Source organism: Streptomyces sp. NPDC048370, from assembly GCF_043200825.1.
Taxonomy (GTDB): Bacteria; Actinomycetota; Actinomycetes; order Streptomycetales; family Streptomycetaceae; genus Streptomyces.
The window spans coordinates 144,338-165,702 of the sequence record NZ_JBICYI010000018.1 but is presented as its reverse complement, the minus strand read 5'-3'; the positions used below and the strand labels follow the sequence as shown (position 1 = coordinate 165,702).

General features: G+C 72.3%; 7 protein-coding genes. 6 read left to right on the top strand and 1 reads right to left on the bottom strand.

Annotated features, from left to right (window positions below):
- Positions 1-40: 40 nt before the first annotated feature.
- A complete protein-coding gene (locus ACGFYP_RS30615) occupies positions 41-14,200 on the bottom strand; it encodes a type I polyketide synthase (protein ID WP_393500422.1) in 14,160 nt (4,719 codons plus the stop codon).
- Between the two features lie 389 nt (positions 14,201-14,589).
- Between ACGFYP_RS30615 and ACGFYP_RS30610 the strand changes: the two genes are divergently transcribed.
- The 6 genes from ACGFYP_RS30610 to ACGFYP_RS30585 all read left to right on the top strand — a co-directional run bounded on the left by ACGFYP_RS30610 (position 14,590) and on the right by ACGFYP_RS30585 (position 21,257).
- Positions 14,590-14,976, top strand: a complete 387-nt coding sequence (locus tag ACGFYP_RS30610; protein ID WP_361969445.1) for an SgcJ/EcaC family oxidoreductase — start codon at positions 14,590-14,592, stop codon at positions 14,974-14,976.
- 70 nt (positions 14,977-15,046) lie between these two features.
- Positions 15,047-16,384 carry an FAD-dependent oxidoreductase gene (locus tag ACGFYP_RS30605; RefSeq protein WP_393500418.1) on the top strand — a complete coding sequence of 446 codons (1,338 nt, stop codon included), beginning with the start codon at positions 15,047-15,049 and terminating at the stop codon, positions 16,382-16,384.
- A gap of 165 nt (positions 16,385-16,549) precedes the next feature.
- Positions 16,550-17,386: an alpha/beta fold hydrolase gene (locus tag ACGFYP_RS30600; protein WP_393500415.1), complete on the top strand. Its 837-nt coding sequence runs from the start codon at positions 16,550-16,552 to the stop codon at positions 17,384-17,386.
- Positions 17,387-17,519: 133 nt separating this feature from the next.
- Positions 17,520-18,281: an SDR family oxidoreductase gene (locus ACGFYP_RS30595; protein WP_393500412.1), complete on the top strand. Its 762-nt coding sequence runs from the start codon at positions 17,520-17,522 to the stop codon at positions 18,279-18,281.
- Between the two features lie 265 nt (positions 18,282-18,546).
- Positions 18,547-19,719 carry an acyl-CoA dehydrogenase family protein gene (locus ACGFYP_RS30590; protein ID WP_361969453.1) on the top strand — a complete coding sequence of 391 codons (1,173 nt, stop codon included), beginning with the start codon at positions 18,547-18,549 and terminating at the stop codon, positions 19,717-19,719.
- Between the two features lie 83 nt (positions 19,720-19,802).
- Positions 19,803-21,257: an FAD-dependent oxidoreductase gene (locus tag ACGFYP_RS30585; RefSeq protein WP_393500408.1), complete on the top strand. Its 1,455-nt coding sequence runs from the start codon at positions 19,803-19,805 to the stop codon at positions 21,255-21,257.
- Positions 21,258-21,365: the final 108 nt, after the last annotated feature.

The window sequence follows — 21,365 nt, the reverse complement described above, 5'->3', positions numbered from 1 at the left end:
GGAGACGACCCGACGGCCCGTCGCGGGCTCCAGGGCACGCCTACTCGAGGTCGTCGAGCAGCGCGAAGAGTTCCTCGTCGCTGGCCGCGTCGAGATCCTGTTCCGAGCCGTCGTCGGACGGCTTGCCCGCCGCCTCGTCGGCGATGTCCAGGAGTTCCCTCAGCCGGGCCGTGACCTGTCCGTGCGCGCTCTCGTCCGCCGCCAGGGCCTTGATCACCGACTTGAGCTTGGCCAGCTCCGCCAGGACGGGCCCGGCCGACGGCGCGTCGTCCGTTCCGAGTTGCTCCCCCAGATACGTGGCGAGAACAGCGAGGTTCGGGTGGTCGAAGATGAGGGTCGTGGGCAGGCGGAGGCCGGTGGCTGTGTTGAGCTGGTTGCGGAGTTCGACGGCGGTGAGGGAGTCGAAGCCGAGTTCCTGGAATGCCCGGTCGGGGTCGATGGCGGTGTGGTCGCTGTGGCCGAGTACCGATGCCACGTGCGTCCGGACCAGGTCGACCAGTGCCTTCTCCCGCTCGGTTACGGACAGTCCTGCCAGCCGGTCCGCGAGCGACGAGCCGCCGCCCGCAGCGGCGGCCGCAGCGGTTCCGGCGCGGCGGGGTGCTGTGGGGACGAGGCCGCGCAGCATGGGCAGTGCCTCGTCGCCGCGCGCCCGCAGGGCGGCGGTGTCGATGCCGGTCGCGGCGAGCACCGCTTCGCCCGTGACATGCGCCGCGTCGAAGAGGGCCATGGCCTCCTTCGTAGCCAGGGCACGCAGGCCGGTACGGGCGAGCCGCTTCCGGTCGACGTCGGCGAGTCCGTCGGTGATGTCGCTCGTCTGCTCCCACAGGCCCCACGCCAGTGATGTGGCCGGGAGGCCTTGGGCGTGGCGGCGCTGGGCGAGGGCGTCGAGGAAGGTGTTGCCCGCCGCGTAGTTGGCCTGGCCAGCCGTGCCGATCAGGCCGGCGAGGGAGGAGTAGAGGACGAAGGCGGTGAGGTTCTGCTCGCGGGTGAGCTCGTGCAGGTTCCACGCCGCGTCCACCTTGGGGCGCATCACGGCGGCCAACCTCTCCGCTGTCAGCGACCCGACCAGCCCGTCGTCCAGGACCCCCGCCGTGTGGACGACCGCGGTCAGTGGCCGATCCGCGGGTATCTCCCGCACGGTCCGACCGAGTGCGTCGCGGTCTGCCGCGTCGCATGCGACGAGGTCCACGTCGACGGCTCCCAGTGCCGTGAGCTCGTCGCGGAGTTCGGTCGCGCCGGGGGCGTCCTGTCCGCGTCGGCTGAGGAGGAGGAGGTGGCGTGCGCCGTGTTCGGTGACCAGGTGGCGTGCGAGTACGCCGCCGAGCGCGCCGGTCGCGCCCGTCACCAGGACGGTGCCCGTGCTCCAGTCCGGAGCCTGCGAGGCCGGGGCCGGGTCCGTCACGTGGCCGGCCCGTGTGAGGCGGGGTACGCGCAGTTCCCCTGCTCGTACCGCGATCTGTGTCTCACCGGAAGCCACCGCGGCTGCGACCGACTCGGACAGCCGCTCCGTGTCGTCGATGTCCAACAGCACGATGCGGTCCGGGTGTTCCGTCTGCGTGGCGCGCAGCAGACCCCATACGCCCGCGTGGGCCAGGTCCGGTACGTCCTCGTCAGCACCGGCGGCAACTGCACCCGACGTCACGACGACCAGTCGGGAGTCGGCGAACCGTTCCTCCGACAGCCAGCCCTGCACCAGGCCCAGTACCTCGGCGGTCACTTCATGCACCGCGCCCGCCACATCGTCACGGGCTTCGGGGAGCAGCGGAAGCAGCAGCACCTGTGGTACGTCGGCATCCCTGTCGGCCGCGCCAACCACCGTACGGAGATCCGTGTACGGCTGCCCGGAGGCGCCGGACGAGGCGGCCGGGGCCGCGAGCGGCTTCCACTCCACCCGGTACAGGCCGTCGCGCGTGCCCGATCCGGCCGTGCGGAGGGCGTCCTTCGAGAGCGGCCTGTACGCCATGGACTCGACGGTGGCGACCGGTGCGCCGGTGGCGTCGGCCAGGTCAAGGGCCACCGACTCCGGGCCCGTCCGCGTCAGCCGTACGCGCACCATCGACGCGCCCACGGCGTGGACGCTCACCCCGGCCCACGTGAACGGCAGCACCGCGACGCGGTCCTCGTCCACGACACCGGGCAGGAGCAGATGCAGGGCGGAGTCGAGGAGAGCAGGGTGCAGTTGGAAGCGCTCGGCGTCGGTGCGCTGTTCGTCGGCGAGGGCGACCTCGGCGAAGAGTTCGCCTTCGTCCGCGCCCTTCCACACACGGCGCAGGCCCTGGAACGCGGGGCCGTACGCGTACTCCTGCTCGGCCAGGCGCTCGTACACGCCGGCCAGTTCCACCTCGCTCGCACCGGCGGGCGGCCACGCCGTCAGGTTCGCCGCCCCGTCCGTGGACGGGCTGTCGGCGGTGAGCGTGCCGGTGGCGTGCGTCGTCCAGGGGCGGCTGTCGTCGCCGTCCGCGTCGGGGCGTGAGTGGACCTGGAGCGTCCGGCGGCCGGACTCGTCGGCGTCGCCGACCACGACCTGGACCTGGACCCCGCCGCGCTCCGGCAGGACCAGCGGCGCCGCCAGCGTCAACTCCTCCACCCCGCCCGCACCGACATGGCGGGCGGCGTGCAGCGCGAGTTCCAGCAGTCCGGCTCCCGGCACCAGCACCACGTCCGCGACGGAGTGGTCGGTCAGCCAGGGGTGCGTGCGTCGCGAGAGGCGACCGGTGAAGACGTACTCGTCACGGTCGGCGATCGTGACCGCCGCGCCGAGCAGGGCGTGACCGGCCTCGCTCAGGCCCAGACCCGCGGCGTCGGCGGCGGCTTCCGGAGCGTCGAGCCAGTAACGGCCGTGCTGGAACGCGTAGGTGGGCAGGTCGTCGACGCGTCGGGCACCCCGGAAGACCGTCGTCCAGTCGGGCGCGATGCCCCGTACCGCAAGGCGGCCCAGCGCCGTGCCGACGCTGTCGGGCTCGGGCCGGTCCCTGCGCAGGGCGGGCGCGAGCGATCCGGCGTCGTCCGACAGGCACTCCTCGACGAGGGCGGTGAGCACGCCGTCGGGGCCGAGCTCCAGCCAGTCGGTGACGCCCAGCTCCTCCAGGTGGCGGACACCGTCGGCGAAGCGGACCGCCTCGCGGATGTGGCGCGCCCAGTAGTCGGGCGAGGTGAGCTGGTCGGCCGTGGCCGTCGTGCCGGTGACGTTCGACACCACCGGGATCGTGGGGGCGCGGAAGGTCAGTCCTTCCGCGACGGACCGGAACTCCTCCAGTACGGCGTCCATGTGCGGCGAGTGGAAGGCGTGCGAGACCGGCAGGAGCTTGGTCTTGGCGCCGACCTCACGCCACCGCGCGACGACCTCGTTGACCAGCAGCTCGTCACCGGATATCACCGTCGACCGGGGGCCGTTGACCCCGGCGACGACGACGGCGTCGCCGAAGTCGGTGAGCGACTCCCGGACCTCCGCCTCGGTGGCCTGGATGGCGGCCATGGTGCCGTCCTCGCGCGCGGCCTGCATCAGCCTGCCGCGCTCGGCGACGAGGACGCAGGCGTCCGCCAGGTCGAGCACACCGGCCAGGTGGGCGGCGGTGACTTCCCCGATCGAGTGGCCGAGGAGGTAGTCGGGGGTGATCCCGTGGTGCTCGAACAGCCGGAACAGCGCGGTCTCCAGCGCGAAGAGGGCGGCCTGCGTCATGACGGTCTGGCCGAGCAGCGCGGAGTCGGCGCTGTCCTCGGGGGCGAAGACGACCTCCTTCACCGACCGGAACAGCTCAAGGTCGAGCTGTGCGCACACCGCGTCGAAGGCGGCGGCGAAGACCGGAGACGCGGCGTAGAGCTCCCGGCCCATGCCGAGGCGCTGGGACCCCTGCCCCGTGAGCAGGAACGCGAGCTTGCCGCGGCGAGCGGAGTTCCCGTGCACGATCGCGGAGTTGCCCTGCGCCGCCGCCCGCGCTGTCGCCGGCGCCGTCGCCGAGGACCCGCCGTCGGCCAGAGCCTCCAGGCCGCGTACGAGAGCGTCGCGGTCGGTACCGAGGACGGCCGCCCGGTGTTCGAGGGTGCCGCGCGTCGTGACGAGTGACCAGCCGATGTCGGCCGCGGAGGCGTCCGGGTTGTCGGTGGCGTACGCGTGCAGTCGTCGTGCCTGGGCGCGCAGCGCCGTGTCGTCGTGGGCGGAGAGCAGCCACGGGACGGGCAGACCGGTGGCGTCGGCGTCGGTGCTGGGGCCGGCTGTCGGCTCGCTACCGGCCGCCGGCGCGCTACCGACTTCCGGCTCCTCGATGATCACGTGGGCGTTCGTCCCGCTGATGCCGAAGGAGGAGATGCCGGCGCGTCGGACGCGACCGTCCGGCGCCTGCCATTCCCTCGGCTCGGTGAGCAGTTCGACCTCGCCGGTGGACCAGTCGATGTGCGGTGAGGGCTCCTCGGCGTGGAGGGTCTTCGGCAGGACGCCGTGGTGCATCGCCTTGATCATCTTGATGATGCCGCCGACGCCCGCCGCGGCCTGGGTGTGGCCGATGTTGGACTTGAGTGATCCCAGGTACAGCGGGCGGTCCTCGGGTCGCTCCTGGCCGTAGGTCGCCAGGAGTGCCTGGGCTTCGATGGGGTCGCCGAGGCGGGTGCCGGTGCCGTGGGCTTCGACGGCGTCGACGTCGGCGGTGGTGAGGCCGGAGTTGGCCAGGGCCTGGCGGATGACCCGCTCTTGCGACGGCCCGTTGGGTGCGGTGAGGCCGTTGGAGGCGCCGTCCTGGTTCACTGCCGAGCCGCGTACGACGGCGAGGACCTTGTGGCCGTTCTTCCGGGCGTCCGACAGGCGCTCCACCAGGAGCAGACCGACACCCTCCGACCAGCCGGTGCCGTCGGCCTCGGCCGAGAAGGACTTGCACCGGCCGTCGGCGGCGAGACCACGCTGCCGCGAGAACTCCACGAAGACGTTCGGCGAGGACATCACCGTGACGCCACCCGCGAGCGCGAGGTCGCACTCGCCGCTGCGCAGCGCGTTCGCGGCGAGGTGCAGGGCGACCAGCGACGACGAGCAGGCCGTGTCGACCGTGACGGCCGGGCCTTCGAGGCCGTACGTGTAGGACAGGCGCCCCGACACCACACTGGACAGGCTGCCCGCGAGCGTGAAGCCCTCGAACTCCGGCGGGGTGCTGGGCAGTCGGGAGGCGTAGTCGTCGTACATCGCGCCGGTGAAGACGCCTGTGTTGGTGCCGCGTACGGTCGCCGGGTCGATTCCGGCGCTCTCGAAGGTCTCCCACGCGGTCTCCAGGAGGAGCCGCTGCTGCGGGTCGGTCGCGGTCGCCTCGCGCGGCGACATCCCGAAGAACTCCGGGTCGAACCGGTCCGCCTCGTGTAGGAACCCGCCGTGCCGGACGTACGAGGTGCCGATGCGGTCCGGGTCGGGGTCGTACAGCGTCTCGATGTCCCAGCCCCGGTTGGACGGGAACTCGCTGATCGCGTCCCCGCTCCCGGCGACGAGTCGCCACAGGTCCTCGGGTGAGGAGACCCCGCCGGGGTAGTGGCAGGCCATGCCGACGATGGCGATCGGCTCGTCGGTCGAGGTCGTCCTCGTCCCGACGACCGCCTTGGCCGCCGTGCCCGACACCCGGCTCAGCAGGTGGGCCGCGAGCGCGGCCGGCGAGGGGTGGTCGAAGACGGCGGTCGCGGGCAGGCGGAGGCCGGTGGCCGTGTTGAGCTGGTTGCGCAGCTCCACCCCGGCCAGGGAGTCGAAGCCGAGCTCCTTGAAGGGGCGTTCCGGGTCGACCGCGGCGGTGGCGGAGTGGCCGAGGACCGCCGCGACCACGCCGCGTACGAACTCGCGTACGGCGTCGATTCGCTCGTCCTCCGGCAGCGCGGCGATGCCCTGTGCCCAGTCGCCGCCCGCCGGGGCGCCGCCGGCCCGCTGCGCCCGGCGCGGGCGGGTGCGGACCAGGCCGCGCAGCAGGGCCGGGACCAGGCCGTCGGCACCGGTGCGGGCCTTGGCCGGGTTCATGGCGGCCGGGGCCAGCAGGGGGGTCTCGGTGGCGAGAGCCGCGTCGAACAGGGCGAGGCCCTGCTCGGGGGTGAGCGGGGCGACACCGATACGGGCCCAGCGGGCCAGGTCCGTGTCACCGAGCGTGCCGCCCATGCCGACCGTGCCGTCCCACAGCCCCCAGGCAAGGGAGGTGGCGTGCAGGCCGGCGGCGCGGCGGTACGAGGCCAGGGCGTCGAGGAACGCGTTGGCGGCGGCGTAGTTGGCCTGGCCCGCCGTGCCGGTGAGGCCGGACAGGGAGGAGAAGACGACGAACGCGTCGAGGTCGAGCCCGCGTTCCCGTGTCAGTGCGTCCAGGTGCCACGCGGCGTCGGCCTTGGGGCGCAGTACGGACTCCAGCTGTCCCGCGGTGAGGTTCTCGACGGTGGCGTCGTCGAGGATGCCCGCGGTGTGCACGACGGCGGTCAGCGGCCGCTCGGACGGGAGGGCGTCGAGGACGGCCGCGAGGGCGTCCCGGTCGCCGGCGTCGCAGGCGACGAGCTGCGCCTCGGCGCCGAACTCGGCCAGTTCCGCGCGCAGTTCGTCCGCCCCGGGAGCCTGCGGGCCGCGACGGCTCAGCAACAGCAGATGCCGTACGCCGTGCCGCGAGGCCAGGTGGCGGGCGATGAGACCGCCCAGTCCGCCGGTGCCTCCGGTGATCAGGACGGTGCCGTCGGGGTCCAGGTGCGGGGCGCGTGCCGTCCCCGTGGAGTCCGCGGGATCCGAGGCGTCCGTGGATCCTGTGGCGTCCGCAGGGCGCGGCGGAGGCGTGGTGCGGGCCAGGCGCGGGGCGTGGAGGCGCCCGGCGCGTACGGCGAGCTGCGGCTCGTCACCGGCCACGGCGGTGGTGATCAGCGCCTCGTCGGCGTCCGAGGCCCCGGTGCGGGTCCCCTTCGCCGCCTCCACGTCGACGTCGACGAGCAGCAGTCGTCCGGGGTGCTCGGTCTGAGCCGAACGCACCAGACCCCATACGGGCGCGGTGGCGAGGGCGTCGATCCCGTCGCCGGGGAGCGCCGCCACCGCGCCACGGGTGACGAAGGCGAGGCGTGCGTCCTGGAATCGGTCGTCGGACAGGAAGCGCTGGACGAGACCGAGCGCGCGGCGGGTGGCGTCGTGCGCGGCGGCCACCGGGTCGGCGGCGTCGAGGGTCCAGCGGTCGGTGCGTACGACGACGGTGTCGGCGCCGACGACGGTGCCGAGGCCGAAGTCGTCGCCGTCCGCAGTGTCTTCGGCCGCGTCGGGCAGTGTCGCGAGGCGGGAGCCGGCCGTGTCCGGGGTGGAGATCGCGGGCCACTCGACGGTGAACAGCGCGCCCGAACCCGCTCCGCCGGCGGCGGGAGCCACGTCGTCCTTGGAGACAGGGCGCAGCGTCAGGCTCTCCACGGACGCCACGGGGGCGCCGGTGGGGTCGGCGAGGGTGAGCGAGACCGTGTCGTCCGGGCCGCTCGCGCCGCCGGAGCCGGCCACGGGGGAGATCCGTACGCGCAGGGCGGTGGCGCCGGTCGCGTGGAGGGAGATCCCGGACCACGCGAACGGCAGCTTGATCCTGTCCGACCGGTCGTCGTCGGCGTGGGCCAGGACGAGGGGGTGGAGCGCGGCGTCGAGCAGCGCCGGGTGCAGGCCGAAGTGCGCGGCGCTGTCGTGGTGCTCCGGGGCGAGGCTCACCTCGGCGTAGAGGTCGTCTCCCGCGCGCCACAGGGCGGTCAGGCCCTGGAACGCCGGCCCGTAGGCGTAACCGAGCTCCGCGAGCCGGGCGTAGACGTCGGCCAGTGGCTGCGGCGAGGCGTCCGCCGGAGGCCAGGGGGCGGTCGACTCCCGCCCCTCGGGGGCGGTCGGATCGGGAGTGAGGGTTCCCGTGGCGTGGCGGGTCCACGGGAGCTGCTCGGCGTCGCCGCTGTCGGGGCGCGCGTGGATGCCGAACGAGCGGGCGCCCCGCTCGTCGGGGGCTCCGACGGCCACCTGGACCCGGACGGCGCCGTGCTCCGGCAGGGCCAGCGGGGCCTCCAGGGTGAGGTCGTCGACGTGGACGGCACCCGTGTGGTCTCCGGCGGCGACCGCCAGTTCCAGGAAGGCGGTGGCCGGTACGAGGACGGTGCCGCCGACCACGTGGTCCGCCAGCCACGCCTGCCCGTTGAGGGACAGACGGCTGGTGAGGACCACGTCCTCGCGGTCGGCCAGGTGCACGGCGGTCGTCAGGAGCGGGTGCCCGGCCGGGTCGAGGCCCAGCGTGCGGGCGTCGGTGCCCCGCTCGGTCACGAGCCAGTAGTGCTCGCGCTGGAAGGGGTACGTCGGCAGCTCGACCCGGCGGCCGGCGGGGAAGAACGACGCGGCGTTGAGGGCCGCGCCGTTGACGTACGCGGTGGCGAGGGCCGTGGCCAGGGTCTGCGCCTCGGGACGCCCCGCGCGCAGCAGCGCGACGGCGGTGGCCGGAGCGACGACCTGGGCCTCGGTGGGGTGGTGCGTGCCGGAGCCGTCGGACCCGTGGGAATCCGAGCGGTCGGAGTCGTGGCCCTGCGGGGCGCGCGCCGCTTCGACGGCCATGGCCGTCAGGACGGCGTCGGGGCCGACCTCGACGAAGACCGTGGCGCCGCGCTCGCGGAGGGTGCGCACGGCGTCCAGGAAGCGTACGGACTCCCGGATCTGCGACGTCCAGTAGTCGGGAGAGGTCAGCTCGGCCGTGGTGGCGAGCGCGCCCGTCACCGTGGACACGAGGGGGATGCGGGGCTCGTGGAAGCGCAGGGCGGAGGCCACGTCACGGAACTCGGCGAGGATGCCGTCCATGTGCGGCGAGTGGAAGGCGTGGCTGACGTTCAGCGCGCGCGTCTTGCGTCCGCGCTCGCGCCACAGCGCCTCGACCGCGTCGACCGCCGCCCGGTCGCCGGAGACGACGACGGAGTCGGGACCGTTGACGGCCGCGACGGCGACCTGCCCTTCGAACGCCCGCAGGGTGGCGGCGACCTCGCCCTCGTCGGCCTGGATCGCCGTCATCGCCCCGCCCTCGGGCGCGGCCTGCATCAGCCGGCCCCGGGCGGCGACGAGCGCGGCCGCGTCCCGTAGGCCCAGCACACCGGCGACATGCGCGGCGGCCAGCTCACCGATCGAGTGCCCGGCGAGCAGGTCGGGGGTGAGCCCGTGGTGTTCGAGGAGCCGGAACAGCGCCACTTCGACCGCGAACAGGGCGGGCTGTGTGTACGCGGTGCGGTGCAGCAGCGCCGCCCGATCGCGCCCGTCCGGGGTGTCCGCGTCGGGGTTGTCCTCGTCGGCGAAGATCACGTCCTTCAGCGGGACGTCGAGGTGCGGGTCGAACTCGGCGCAGACGGCGTCGAAGGCCTGCGCGTAGACGGGGTGCGCGGCGTACAGCTCCCGGCCCATGCCGACGCGCTGCGCGCCCTGCCCGGTGAACAGGAAGGCGGTCAGGCCGGAGCGGGTGGCGCTCGCGGTCACGGTGCCCGGCGCGGCGGTGCCGCGTGCGAGCGCGTCGAGACCGGCGAGCAGGTCCTCGCGGGTCGTGCCGACGACGGCCGCCCGCTGCTCGAAGGCCGTACGTGCGGCCAGGGAACGGCCGACGTCCTGCCCGGTGATCCCGCCGTCGTCGGCGTTCACTCCTGCCTCGATCAGCTGGGCGTGGAGCCGGCCGGCGTGCGCCCGCAGCGCGGGCTCGTCCCGCGCGGACAGCACCCACGGGACGGGGGCCACCTCGGTGAGAGTCTCACCGTCCGGAGCCGGGACCGGAGCCGGGGTCGCCTCCTCGATGATCACGTGGGCGTTGGTGCCGCTGATGCCGAAGGAGGAGACGGCGGCGCGGCGCGGCCGGCCGGTCTCGGGCCAGGGCTGCTCCTCGGTGAGCAGCGACAGCGCGCCGGCCTCCCAGTCGACGTGCGGGGACGGCTCGTCCACGTGGAGCGTCCTGGGCAGGACGCCGTGCCGGATGGCCTCGACCATCTTGATGACACCGCCGACACCCGCCGCGGACTGGGTGTGGCCGATGTTCGACTTGAGCGAGCCCAGGTGGACCGGCGCGCCGCCCGCCCGGCCCTGGCCGTACGTGGCGAGGAGAGCCTCCGCCTCGATCGGGTCGCCGAGCCGGGTACCGGTGCCGTGCGCCTCGACCGCGTCCACGTCGGCCGTGCCGAGGCGGGCGTCGGCCAGGGCGTCGCGGATCACCCGCTGCTGGGACGGGCCGTTGGGGGCGGTGAGGCCGTTGCTGGCACCGTCCTGGTTGATGGCGGTGCCCCGGATGACCGCGAGGACCTGGTGCCCGTTCCTGCGGGCGTCCGAGAGGCGTTCGAGGAGCAGCAGGCCGACGCCCTCGGCCCAGCCCGTACCGTCGGCGGAGGCGGCGAAGGACTTGCAGCGTCCGTCGGGCGACAGGCCGCGCTGGCGCGAGAACTCCAGGAACATGCCGGGTCCCGACATCACGGTCGCGCCGCCCGCCAGGGCCAGGGTCGTCTCGCCCTCGCGCAGCGAGCGCACCGCCATGTGCATCGCGACCAGCGACGACGAGCAGGCGGTGTCGATGGTGACGGCGGGCCCGACGAGACCGAGCTGGTAGGCGATCCGCCCGGACAGGATGCTGGTGTGACCGCCCGTCAGCAGGTGGCCCTCGATGCCCTCCGGCGCCTGGTCCATGCGCGGTCCGTAGTCGAGCGCGGTGCCGCCGACGAAGACGCCGGCGCGGCTGCCCTTGAGGCCGCGCGGGTCGAGGCCCGCGTGCTCCACGGCCTCCCAGGCGGTCTCGAGGAGGAGCCGCTGCTGCGGGTCCATGCCGAGGGCCTCGCGCGGGGAGATGCCGAAGAACGCCGCGTCGAAGGCGCCGGCGTCGTGCAGGAACCCGCCGTGCCGGGCGGAGCTCTTGCCGGTGCGCTCGGGATCCTGGTCGTAGAGCTCCTCGTCCCAGCCGCGGTTGACGGGGAACTCGGAGATGGCGTCCCTGCCGTCGGCGACAAGCCGCCACAGCTCCTGCGGCGAGGAGACGCCACCGGGGAAGCGGCAGGCCATGCCGACGATGGCGATCGCCTCGTCGGCGCGGGCCCTGCCCCGGCGCGGACGGCGTCCGGTGGGCGAGGCGGCCGTGGAGGTCGAGGGGGCGGCCGCACCCGCCCCCTCGACCTCGCCGTCCTCGGCGCCGGGAGCGTCGAGGACGGCCGTCGCCAGGTGGTCGACCAGGGTGTCCAGGGTCGGGTGGTCGAAGAGCAGCGAGGTGGGCAGCCGCAGACCGGTGACCTTGCTGAGCCGGTTGCGCAGCTCCACGGAGGTGAGCGAGTCGAAGCCCAGGTCCTTGAAGGTGCGCCGGGCGTCGACGGCGTCCGACTCGTACTCCAGGACGGCGGCGGCCTGTTCACGGACGAGCGCGGCCACGGCGCGGCGCCGCTCCTGCTCGTCGACCCCCGTCAGACGGTTGTGCAGCTCCGACGCGCCGGCGGTGTCCGTCTCCGAGGTGGCGCGTACGTCCTCGCCGACCCAGAAGCGGCGCCGCTGGAAGGCGTACGTGGGAAGGTCGACGCGGGCGGCTCCGGAAGCGGCGAGGTGGCCGGCCCAGTCGACCGGTACGCCCTGGACCCACGCCTCGGCGAGCGAGGCGAGGAACCGGCGGGGGCCGCCCTCGTCGCGCCGCAGCGAGCCGACGAACACGGCCTCGCCCGCGCCGCGGGCCTCGGCGGTCTGCTCGATGCCCACGCCCATGAGGGGATGGGGGGACATCTCGATGAACGTCGCGTCACCGTCCGCGAGGACGGCGGCGACGGTCTCCTCGAAACGTACGGTCTGCCGCAGGTTGCGGTACCAGTACGCGGCGCCCATCTCGGTACCGTCGAGGAGCCCGGCGGTCACGGTGGAGTAGACGGCCACGTCGGAGTGGCGCGGCTCGATCCCGGCCAGTACGGAGGCGAGTTCGGCCTCCAGCTCCTCCACCTGCGCGGAGTGCGAGGCGTAGTCGACGGGGACGCGGCGGGCGCGGACGCGCTGCTCCGCGCAGTGGGCGAGGAGTTCGTCCAGCGCCTCGTTCTCGCCCGCCACGACGACCGTGGCCGGGCCGTTGACCGTGGCCACGGAGAGCCGGCCCCCCCAGGCGGCGATCCGGTCCGTCACCTGCGCGGCGGGCTCGCCCACGGACACCATGCCGCCGCGGCCCGCGAGGGCCAGCACGACCTTCGAGCGCAGCGTGACCACCCGGGCCGCGTCGCGCAGCGACAGGGCACCCGCGGCGCACGCCGCGGAGATCTCGCCCTGGGAGGCGCCGATGACAGCCATGGGGGTCACGCCGTGGGAGCGCCACAGCTCGGCCAGCGACACCATCACCGCGAACAGCGCGGGCTGGACGACGTCCGCCCGCTCGAACTCCGGGGCTCCCGGCGCCTGGCGCAGTACGTCGCGCAGGTCCCAGTCGACGAACTCGGCGAGTGCTTCGGCGCATTCGTCCATCCGGCGGGCGAACACAGGGGAGGAGTCCCACAGTTCCACGGCCATGCCGGCCCACTGCGAGCCCTGCCCGGGGAAGACGAACACGACGCGGTCCGCCGCCCGGCCGGTACCCTGCGCCGGGCCTTCAACGAGGCCGGGAACGCTGTCGCCGTCCGCCAGCGCGCGCAGCCCGGCGACCAGCTCGTCGCGGTCGGCGCCGACGACGACGGCGCGGTGCTCGAAGGCGGTACGGGAGGAGGCGAGCGAGCCGGCGATGTCCAGGGGCCGGAGCGAGGTCCGCCCGGCGGCGTACGAGGCGAGCCGATCGGCCTGCGCACGCAGGGCACGGGTACCGCGCCCCGCGAGAACCCACGGCACCACGGCAGCCGCCTCGGCACTCTCGGCACCGGCACGCTCAGCACCGACGGCACCCGCACCAGCACCGTCAGCACCGGAGCCAGCCCCCTCCGGAGCCTCCTCCAGCACCACATGGCAGTTCGTGCCACCCATGCCGAACGAGCTGACGCCTGCCACCAGGGGACGGTCGGGCCGCGGCCACGGCGTCAACTCCCGCTGCACCGCGAGGCCGAGCTCGGCCAGCGGGATGCGGGGGTTGGGCGTCTCGAAGTTGAGGCTCGCGGGGATCTGGCGGTGCCACAGGCTCAGCAGCGTCTTGAGCAGCCCGACGATGCCCGCCGCGCCTTCCAGATGGCCGACGTTGGTCTTGGCGGAGCCGACCAGCAGCGGGTCGTCCGCGGCCCGTCCGCGGCCGAGCGCGGCGCCGAGGGCGGCGGCTTCCAGGGGGTCGCCGACCGGGGTGCCCGTCCCGTGCAACTCCACGTACTGCACGGCCTCGGGAGCCACGCCGGCCTGCTCGTACGCCTGGCGCAGGACCTCCTCCTGGGCCGCCGGGCTGGGCACGGTGAGGCCGGGGGTGGCACCGTCGTTGTTGACGGCGCTGCCGCGGATCACGCCGTAGACGCGGTCGCCGTCGGCGAGGGCCCGGCTCAGCGGCTTGAGGACGACGACGCCGGCGCCCTCGCCCCGGACGAAGCCGTTGGCGCGCGCGTCGAAGGTGTAGGTCTGCCCGTCGGGGGAGAGGCCGCCGAACCGCTCCTCGGTGACGGCCGCCTCGGCCAGGATGTTGAGGTTCACACCGGCGGCGATCGCCATGCCCGACTCGCCGGTCCGCAGCGACCTGCACGCGAGGTGGACCGCGACGAGCGACGACGACTGGGCCGCGTCCACGGTGAGGCTGGGGCCGTGCAGCCCCAGGTGGTACGAGACGCGGTTGGCGATGACGCCGCGGTTCACGCCGGTCATCGTGTGCTGGGTGATGGCGGCGGTGCCGTGCTGGTTGACCAGACCGGCGTAGTCGTCGCGCAGGGAACCCACGAAGACCGCGGTGCTGCTCCCCTTGAGCGTGGCCGGGACGATGCCGGCGTCCTCCAGGGCGGCCCAGGCCAGTTCGAGCACGATCCGCTGCTGCGGGTCCATGGTGACGGCCTCGCGCGGCGAGATCCCGAAGAAGGCGGCGTCGAAGTCCCCGACGTCCTGAAGGAACCCGCCCCGCCGCGCCCCGGCCGGGACGTCGTCGTCCCCCGGCAGGAGTTCCTCGTCCACCAGCGACTCCCAACGGCCTTCCGGCGCGTCGGTGATGGCGTCGGCCCCCCGGCGCAACAGGTCCCAGAACGCCACGGGCGTCGGTGCCTGAGGCAGCCGACACGCCATTCCGATGACGGCCACCGCTTCGCCGTGCCCGTCGTGGGCCGCGCTGTCCGTCACAGAAACCTGCTCAGTCGTCATCGCGCTCGGATGCCCTTCCATGGTGAATCCCTCGAGGCGCACAGGACGTGCAACTCCGTGCCGAAAATCGAGGGTTGCCGCACAGGAGAATCGAAGCTCTGTTTTCCGCGTGGTTCTCATTTCTCGCGGTACAGAACGTTGCAGCACAAATAAGCGTTTCGACCGACACTAACGTGCCGATGTGCCTGACCTCTCAGCCTTCAGTCACGGAGCAGTAATCACGTGCTGCGGACGAGGAGTGGGAGGGGCGTTACTTGCTGATGAACCCGCGATGGGAGATGGCCGGATACGGTCGTTCCGCATTCACCCGACCATACGTTTCCCCGGACCACCATAGATGTTTCGGAAAGCGCTCCGGGGAACTCCGAGAAAGCGGGACAGACGGCATCATGGCAAACATTGAGCTGACCGACGACGCCACGAAGCACACCGATCTCTATGTGCGCGCCATCAACTCCGGGGACGCCGCCGCGGTCAACGCGATGTACACCCCGGAGGCGGTCGCCGCCTGGGAGAAGGGCAAGCCGCTGACGGGCAGGGAGCGCGAGGAGTACGTCGAGGAGTTCCTCAAGCTGAAGCCTGTCATGACGGCCACGACCCGGCACGCGTACGTGACGGCCGACACCGCCCTCCTCGTCGTCGACTGGACGATGGAGATCGTCCACCCCGACGGCACCAAGGAGAACGGCGAGGGCGTGGGCCTCGATGTGCTGCGCCGCGGCGAGGACGGAAAGTGGCGCTATGCGATCGACGACCCGTACGGCGAGTCGAAGTAACTCCGCTCCGGCCCTTCGGGGCCGGTGACCCTTGTGGAACTCGGCCTCACGGATAGCAGGGATCAATGAGATGACGACATTGCGCCGGCCCGTCGGAGAGCACGCGGTCGTGCTGGGCGGAAGTATGGCGGGGCTCTTCGCCGCAAGGGTTCTGGCCGATTCCTACACCAAGGTCACCGTGGTGGACCGGGACGAGCCGACCCAGGCGGTGGGCGTGCGACGGAGCATTCCCCAGGGACGGCACCTCCATGCGCTGCAGGCCCGCGGGCTGCAGATCATCGAGGAGCTGTTTCCCGGCACCGGCGACCAGTTGGTCACCGACGGGGCGGTGCGGTCCGACGTGGGGCTCAACACGCGCTGGTTCCTGGACGGCATGCGGCCCCTCCAGATCAGGGCCGGACTGCGTGCGGTGGCGGCCAGCCGGCCGTTCCTGGAACGGCACGTGGTGGCGCGGGTGGAGGAACTGCCGAACGTCGACTTCCTCGAGCAGTACGACATCCTCGGTCTGACCACGACGGCCGACCACCGACGGGTCACCGGTGTCCGCGTCCAGAAGGGCGACGACGAGCACGTCCTCGACGCGGACCTGGTGGTGGACGCCACGGGCCGTGGTTCGCGCACCCCCGTGTGGCTGGAGGAGTTCGGCTACGCGCGAGTCGAGGAGACGCGAACCAAGATCGGCCTGGGGTACGCGACCCGTCACTACCGGCCGCGTACTCCGCTGCCGAACGAGGAGACGTCGATCGCGGTGGTCGCCTCGTCCCGCTCGCCGCGCGGCGCGATCCTGACGCTCATCGAGGACGGGCGCATGACGGTGACCGCCTACGGAATCCTCGGCGACCACCCGCCGGCCGACCCCGACGGCTTCGACGCCTTCCTCAAGTCCCTCGCGGTTCCTGACATCTTCGAAGCGGTCCAGGACGCCGAGCCGCTCGACGATCCCCAGACCTACCGCTATCCGGCCACACTGCGCCGGCACTACGAGCGCCTGACCCGGTTCCCCGACGGACTGCTCGTCACCGGCGACGCCGTGTGCAGTTTCAACCCCACGTACGCGCAAGGCATGACCGTCGCCGCGCTCGGCGCGCTCACCCTGCGGGAGCACCTGGGCAAGGGGGCCGCTCCCCGGCCCGTCCCGTACTTCCAGGACTACGCCCGCGATGTCGTCGCCGGACCGTGGGAGACCATGGAGACCAACGACCTCTCCTTCCCCGGGGTCGACGGGGAGCGCACGCTGCAGGTGCGCATCGCGCACGCCTACACCGGTCTCGTCCAGCGGGCCGCCACGCGTGACGCGACGGTCGCGAAGGCGTTCCTGCGGGTCTTCGGTCTCATCGACCCGCCGACCGCCCTGCTGCGCCCCGGCACGCTGCTGCGGGTGCTGCGGCACTCCCGGCCCGTTCTGTGAACCGTGCCGGGCGACGTCCGGCGCACAGCGACACCCCTCCCCGGCCTTCGTCCGGGGGCAATGGACGGCGGGTTACCCGCCAGTGGTCGGAGGGTGGAAGGCCGGCCATAGCGTTGCCCCAAGCGGAAACGAAGGCTCCGCCTCATGAGCCGAAGGTCATTTCTCATGCAGATCGCCGTTGGCGACCTCCTCTTCGACGTCGATGTCTCGGGCCCGGACTCGGGGCCGGCCGTGCTGCTTCTGCACGGCTTCCCGCAGAGCCGTCAGGCGTGGTCCGAGGTCTCACCACGACTGAACGACGCCGGGCTGCGCACCGTCGCGCCGGATCAGCGTGGCTACTCCCCAGGCGCCCGCCCGACCGGAGCGGACGCCTATGGACTGCCCCTCCTCGTCGCCGACGCCCTGGGTCTGCTCGACGCCCTCGGCATCGAATCGGCGCATGTGGTCGGCCATGACTGGGGCGCCGTGGTCGCGTGGTCCCTGGCGGCCGAGCACCCCGAGCGGGTGCGTACCCTCACGGCCGTCTCGATCCCCCACCCGGAGGCCTTCCGGGAGGCGCTCCGTGAGGACCCGGACCAGAAGGCCCTCTCCGGATACATGGACTTCCTGAGGGCGGCCGACACGGCCGAGGTGCTGCTGGCCGACGGTGCGGCGGAACTGCGCGGCTTCTACGTCGAGGGCGGGGCGCAGATCCCCGCCCAGCGGGTGGAGCAGTACGTGGCGCTCCACACCCAGCCGCGCGCACTCGACTCGGCGCTCAACTGGTACCGGGCCGGCGGCCTTCTGGACGGCCCCACCGTCCCCTCCGTCTCCGTGCCCACCACCTATGTCTGGAGCGACGGCGACGACGCGGTGAGCCGTTACGGAGCCGAGCGGACCGTCGACCACGTCACGGGCTCCTACCGTTTCGTGACGCTGAAGGGCGTCTCGCACTGGCAGCCGGAACAGGCCCCGGAAGAGATTTCCGACGCGATCCTGAACCAGGTGTCACAGAACCGGTAGCCGAACCGGTGGCTCCATCTCGCGGGTACTTACCTTTTGGTTCGTACTTGCGGCCCGTCAGGAAGCGTGACTACCTTTCAAGAGCGGGCAAGTCCGATGCCGGTAAAAACATTTGAACAACACGGGAGTATGCGTGAGCAGGTTTGCAGGCAAGAAGGTCGTCATCACCGGTGGTACGCACGGCATGGGTCTTGACTTCGCCAAGGCGCTCATCGTCGAGGGCGCTGAGGTGCTGGTCACCGGCCGCAATGAGAAGAACATCGAGGCCGCCCGCGACGAACTCAAGGAAAACGCGCACATCGTGCGCTCCGACGCGGGCAGCGTTTCCGACATCGAGGCCCTGGCCAAGATCGTGGCCGAGAAGTTCGGAAAGATCGACCACGTCTTCCTCAACGCCGGTCTCGCGATCCTGGAGACGATCGACAAGTTCACCGAGGACACCTTCGACCGGCAGTACGCCGTCAACACCAAGGGCGTCTTCTTCGCGGTGAAGCACCTCGCCCCGCTGATCCAGTCGGGCGGCTCCATCACCATCACCACCTCCGTCGCCAACACCACGGGCGCGCCCGGCATGGGTGTCTACGGTGGCGCCAAGGCCGCGGTCAGGGCCTTCGTCCGGGTGGCCGCCTCCGAGCTCGTCGCCCAGGGCGTCCGGGTGAACGCGGTGAGCCCCGGCTTCATCCACACGCCGTCGATGGGCATCCCGGAGGCCACTCCGGAGGAGCGCGCCCAGTTCCAGGCCCTCGGTGACATCCTCACCCCGATGAAGCGCCACGGCTCGATGGAGGAAGTGACCAAGGCCGCGCTGTTCCTGGCCGCCGACGCCACCTTCACCTCCGGTCTCGAGTTCACCGTGGACGGCGGCGGTTCGCAGGGCGTGCTGACCCCCCAGTAGTTTTTCCTGCGCAATCCCTGAACAGGGGTTGTCTCCACCGGTCCACCCGTGGCCGGCGGAGACAACCCCTTTCTGCTGTGCTCCCGTAAATCGTCCGGCAACAGGAGACCACATTCTCTGAGAATCCCAGGGGTTACCGGGTGGTGACCACGTTTCGGCCAGGATGTTCAGGCGAGCCTTCGTGTTCCCAGGAGGAGCCTTCGTGGTTCCGTGCGGACGGCCGGGGCTCGGGCGGCGAAACGCGGCATTCGAGGAGTGGAATCCCATGACGAACAGCGGTGTAGAAGAAATACTGGACTCGGTCAGGAGCATTGTTCCCCGGCTGCGGGAGAACGGAAACGAGGCCGAGGACCGCCGTTGGATCCCGGACGAGAACATAGAACTGCTGCAGAAGGCCGGGGTCTTCAGGATCGCGACCCCTCGCCGCTTCGGAGGCCTGGACCTGTCCCTGGAGGACAAGTGCAAGGTCCTCGCCGAGATCGCCAGGGGATGTCCTTCGACCGGCTGGGTGGCCATGGTCTGGGTGTCGAACGGCTGGATCGCGGGCCTGGCGTCGGACCAGGCGCAGGAGGAGATCTACACCAGCGACTCCGTCCGCATCTCCGGCGGATTCACGCCGACCGGGAGCCTGACCCCGACCGAGGGCGGCTTCCTCCTCAACGGCAACTGGCGCTTCAACTCCGGCTGCCGGGGAGCCGACTGGAACCTGGCCGCGGCCATCCTGGAGACGCCTGACGGCGGGCACGAGGAGGTCGTCGCCGCCGTCCCCATGGCGGAGTTCACCATCGCCGACGACTGGAACACCTCGGCGGCGGCCGGCACCGGCAGCTCCACCTCCACGGCGAAGGACGTCTTCGTTCCCGCCCACCGCGTCGTGAGCCTGGGCGAGGCGCTCTACGGCGGCAACCCCGACCGTCACAACGCCGGCGCCACCGGCCGCAACTACGGCCTGATCAGCCTGGTGATGGCGGAGTGCGCGGCCACCTTCATCGGCATGGCCCAGGGAGCCTACGAGCTCTTCCTGGAGCGGGTCCCCAACAAGCCCATCGCCTACACGTCCTACACGGACCAGCGGCAGCACCCGGTGGCCCAGGTCCAGGTCGCCCAGGCGGCGAACAAGATCACGGCCTCCCGCGAGATGGCGGCCGCCTGGCTGCGTCTCATGCAGGAGCGCGCCGACACCGGAGAGCTGCTGACGCACGAGGAGAAGGCGGTCGTCCGCGGCCAGACCTCCTACGCCATCCAGCTGGCGAAGGAGGCGATCGAGGAGCTGTACACCGCGAGCGGGGCATCGGCGATCCAGCGCAGCGTCCCCATCCAGCGGTTCTTCAGGGACTCCCAGGGGTTCTCGCTGCACGGCCTGCTCGCCCTGCAGACCAACCTCGAGGTGCAGGGCCGCGTGCTGTTCGGTCTCGACCCCGAGACGCCGTTCCTGTAAGCCGCACCCGTTCCACCGGTGTGGGCAGCCCCCGACGTCCACGCCGGCGTCAACCACGTCCACGTACACGTCGAAAAGGCATCATGAATACTGACAGATTCCGCGACGCCGGAGCCCAGGGCATGCAGCGCCGTACCCTCCTCAAGGGGGCCGGCGCCGCACTGGCGATCGGAAGCATCGCCGCCGCCGGCAGCAACGCGTACGCCCTCGACCAGAGGACCGAGGCGGAAGTCACCCCGGGGCACAACGCCATCGTCATCGGGGCCGGCTTCGCCGGTATCACCGCCGCCCGCGAGCTCAGGGCCCGAGGCCTCAACCCCCTCGTCCTCGAAGCGAGCGGCCGAATAGGCGGGCGGACCCGCACGGAGACGTTCGCCGGCAAGCAGATCGAGCTCGGCGGCGCGTGGTTCCACCCGGGCCAGCAGCTCGTCATGGCGGAGCTCAAGCGCTACGGCATCCCGCTCGTCGCGGACGGCGACGGACTGGCCCTCGCGAACACCTGGTTCAACTCTCCGAACGGTCCGCTCAAGGTCGACCCGGCCGAGGCGTTCGGCAGGGTCAGCGAGCTGTACGCGATGATGTTCGACGGCTCCGCCCAGTACTTCGCCAACCCGCTCAACCCGCTGGAGACGGAGAGCGCGCTGCGTCCGCTGGACAAGCTGTCGCTCGCCGACCGCGTGAACCAGCTGACCGGTCTCTCGGCTCTGGACAAGGCGTGGGCGCTGTCCGCCGGCGGCGGGTACTCGGGCGGATTCGCCTCGTACGGCGGTCTGACCGCCCTGGCCCAGTGGTGGGCCCTGGGCGGCGGCGACGCGGCCGGATGGGGTCAGCTCACCGGCCAGCGGGGTCAGTCCGGCATGCTCGGCCTGGCCAAGGCCATGCTGGCCGACGCGAAGGCCACGCTCGTCCTCAACGCCCCGGTCGCCGCCGTGTCGGACAACGGCAAGAGCGTCAGCGTCGTGACCAGGTCGGGGAGGACGTACACCGCGCCGGTCGTCGTCGTGGCGGTCCCCGCGAACGTGTGGAAGAACATCAGGTTCGCGCCCGGCCTTCCCCAGGTGCACGCCGACGCGACGCGCGAAGGCATCGGCGTACCGAACGTCAGCAAGCTGTGGCTCCACGTCCGCAGCGACGCGGGCCCGTTCTACGCGCAGGGCGGCGAGGGGCTCAACTACATCGCCTCGATCAGCCCGCACAGCGCGCTGTCCGACGGTCATCTCATGATCGCCTTCAGCGACAACCCGGCGTTCGACCCCAACAACATCGCCGCGATCAAGGAGGGGATCGCCAAGATCTCCCCGGCCAAGGTCGATGTGGTGAAGGTCGCCGCCCACCGCTGGCACAGCGACCCCTACGCCCTGGGGGGCTGGGCCCTGCGGAAGCCGAACCAGCTGTTCCGGCAGCTGCCCGCGATCCAGCGCGGCTACGGCCGGATCGCCTTCGCCAGCGGTGACACCGCCAGCGGCTGGAACGGCTTCGTCGACGGGGCGATCGAGTCGGGCAAGCGAGCGGTCGACCAGGCCGCCGCCCTGATCTAGCGCCACCGCGCTGATGCTCCGGGGGGGGGGGGGGGGGGGGGGGGGGGGGGGGGGGGGGGGCGGGGGCGGCGGGCGGGGGGGGGGGGCCCCGCGCCCCCCCCCCGGCCG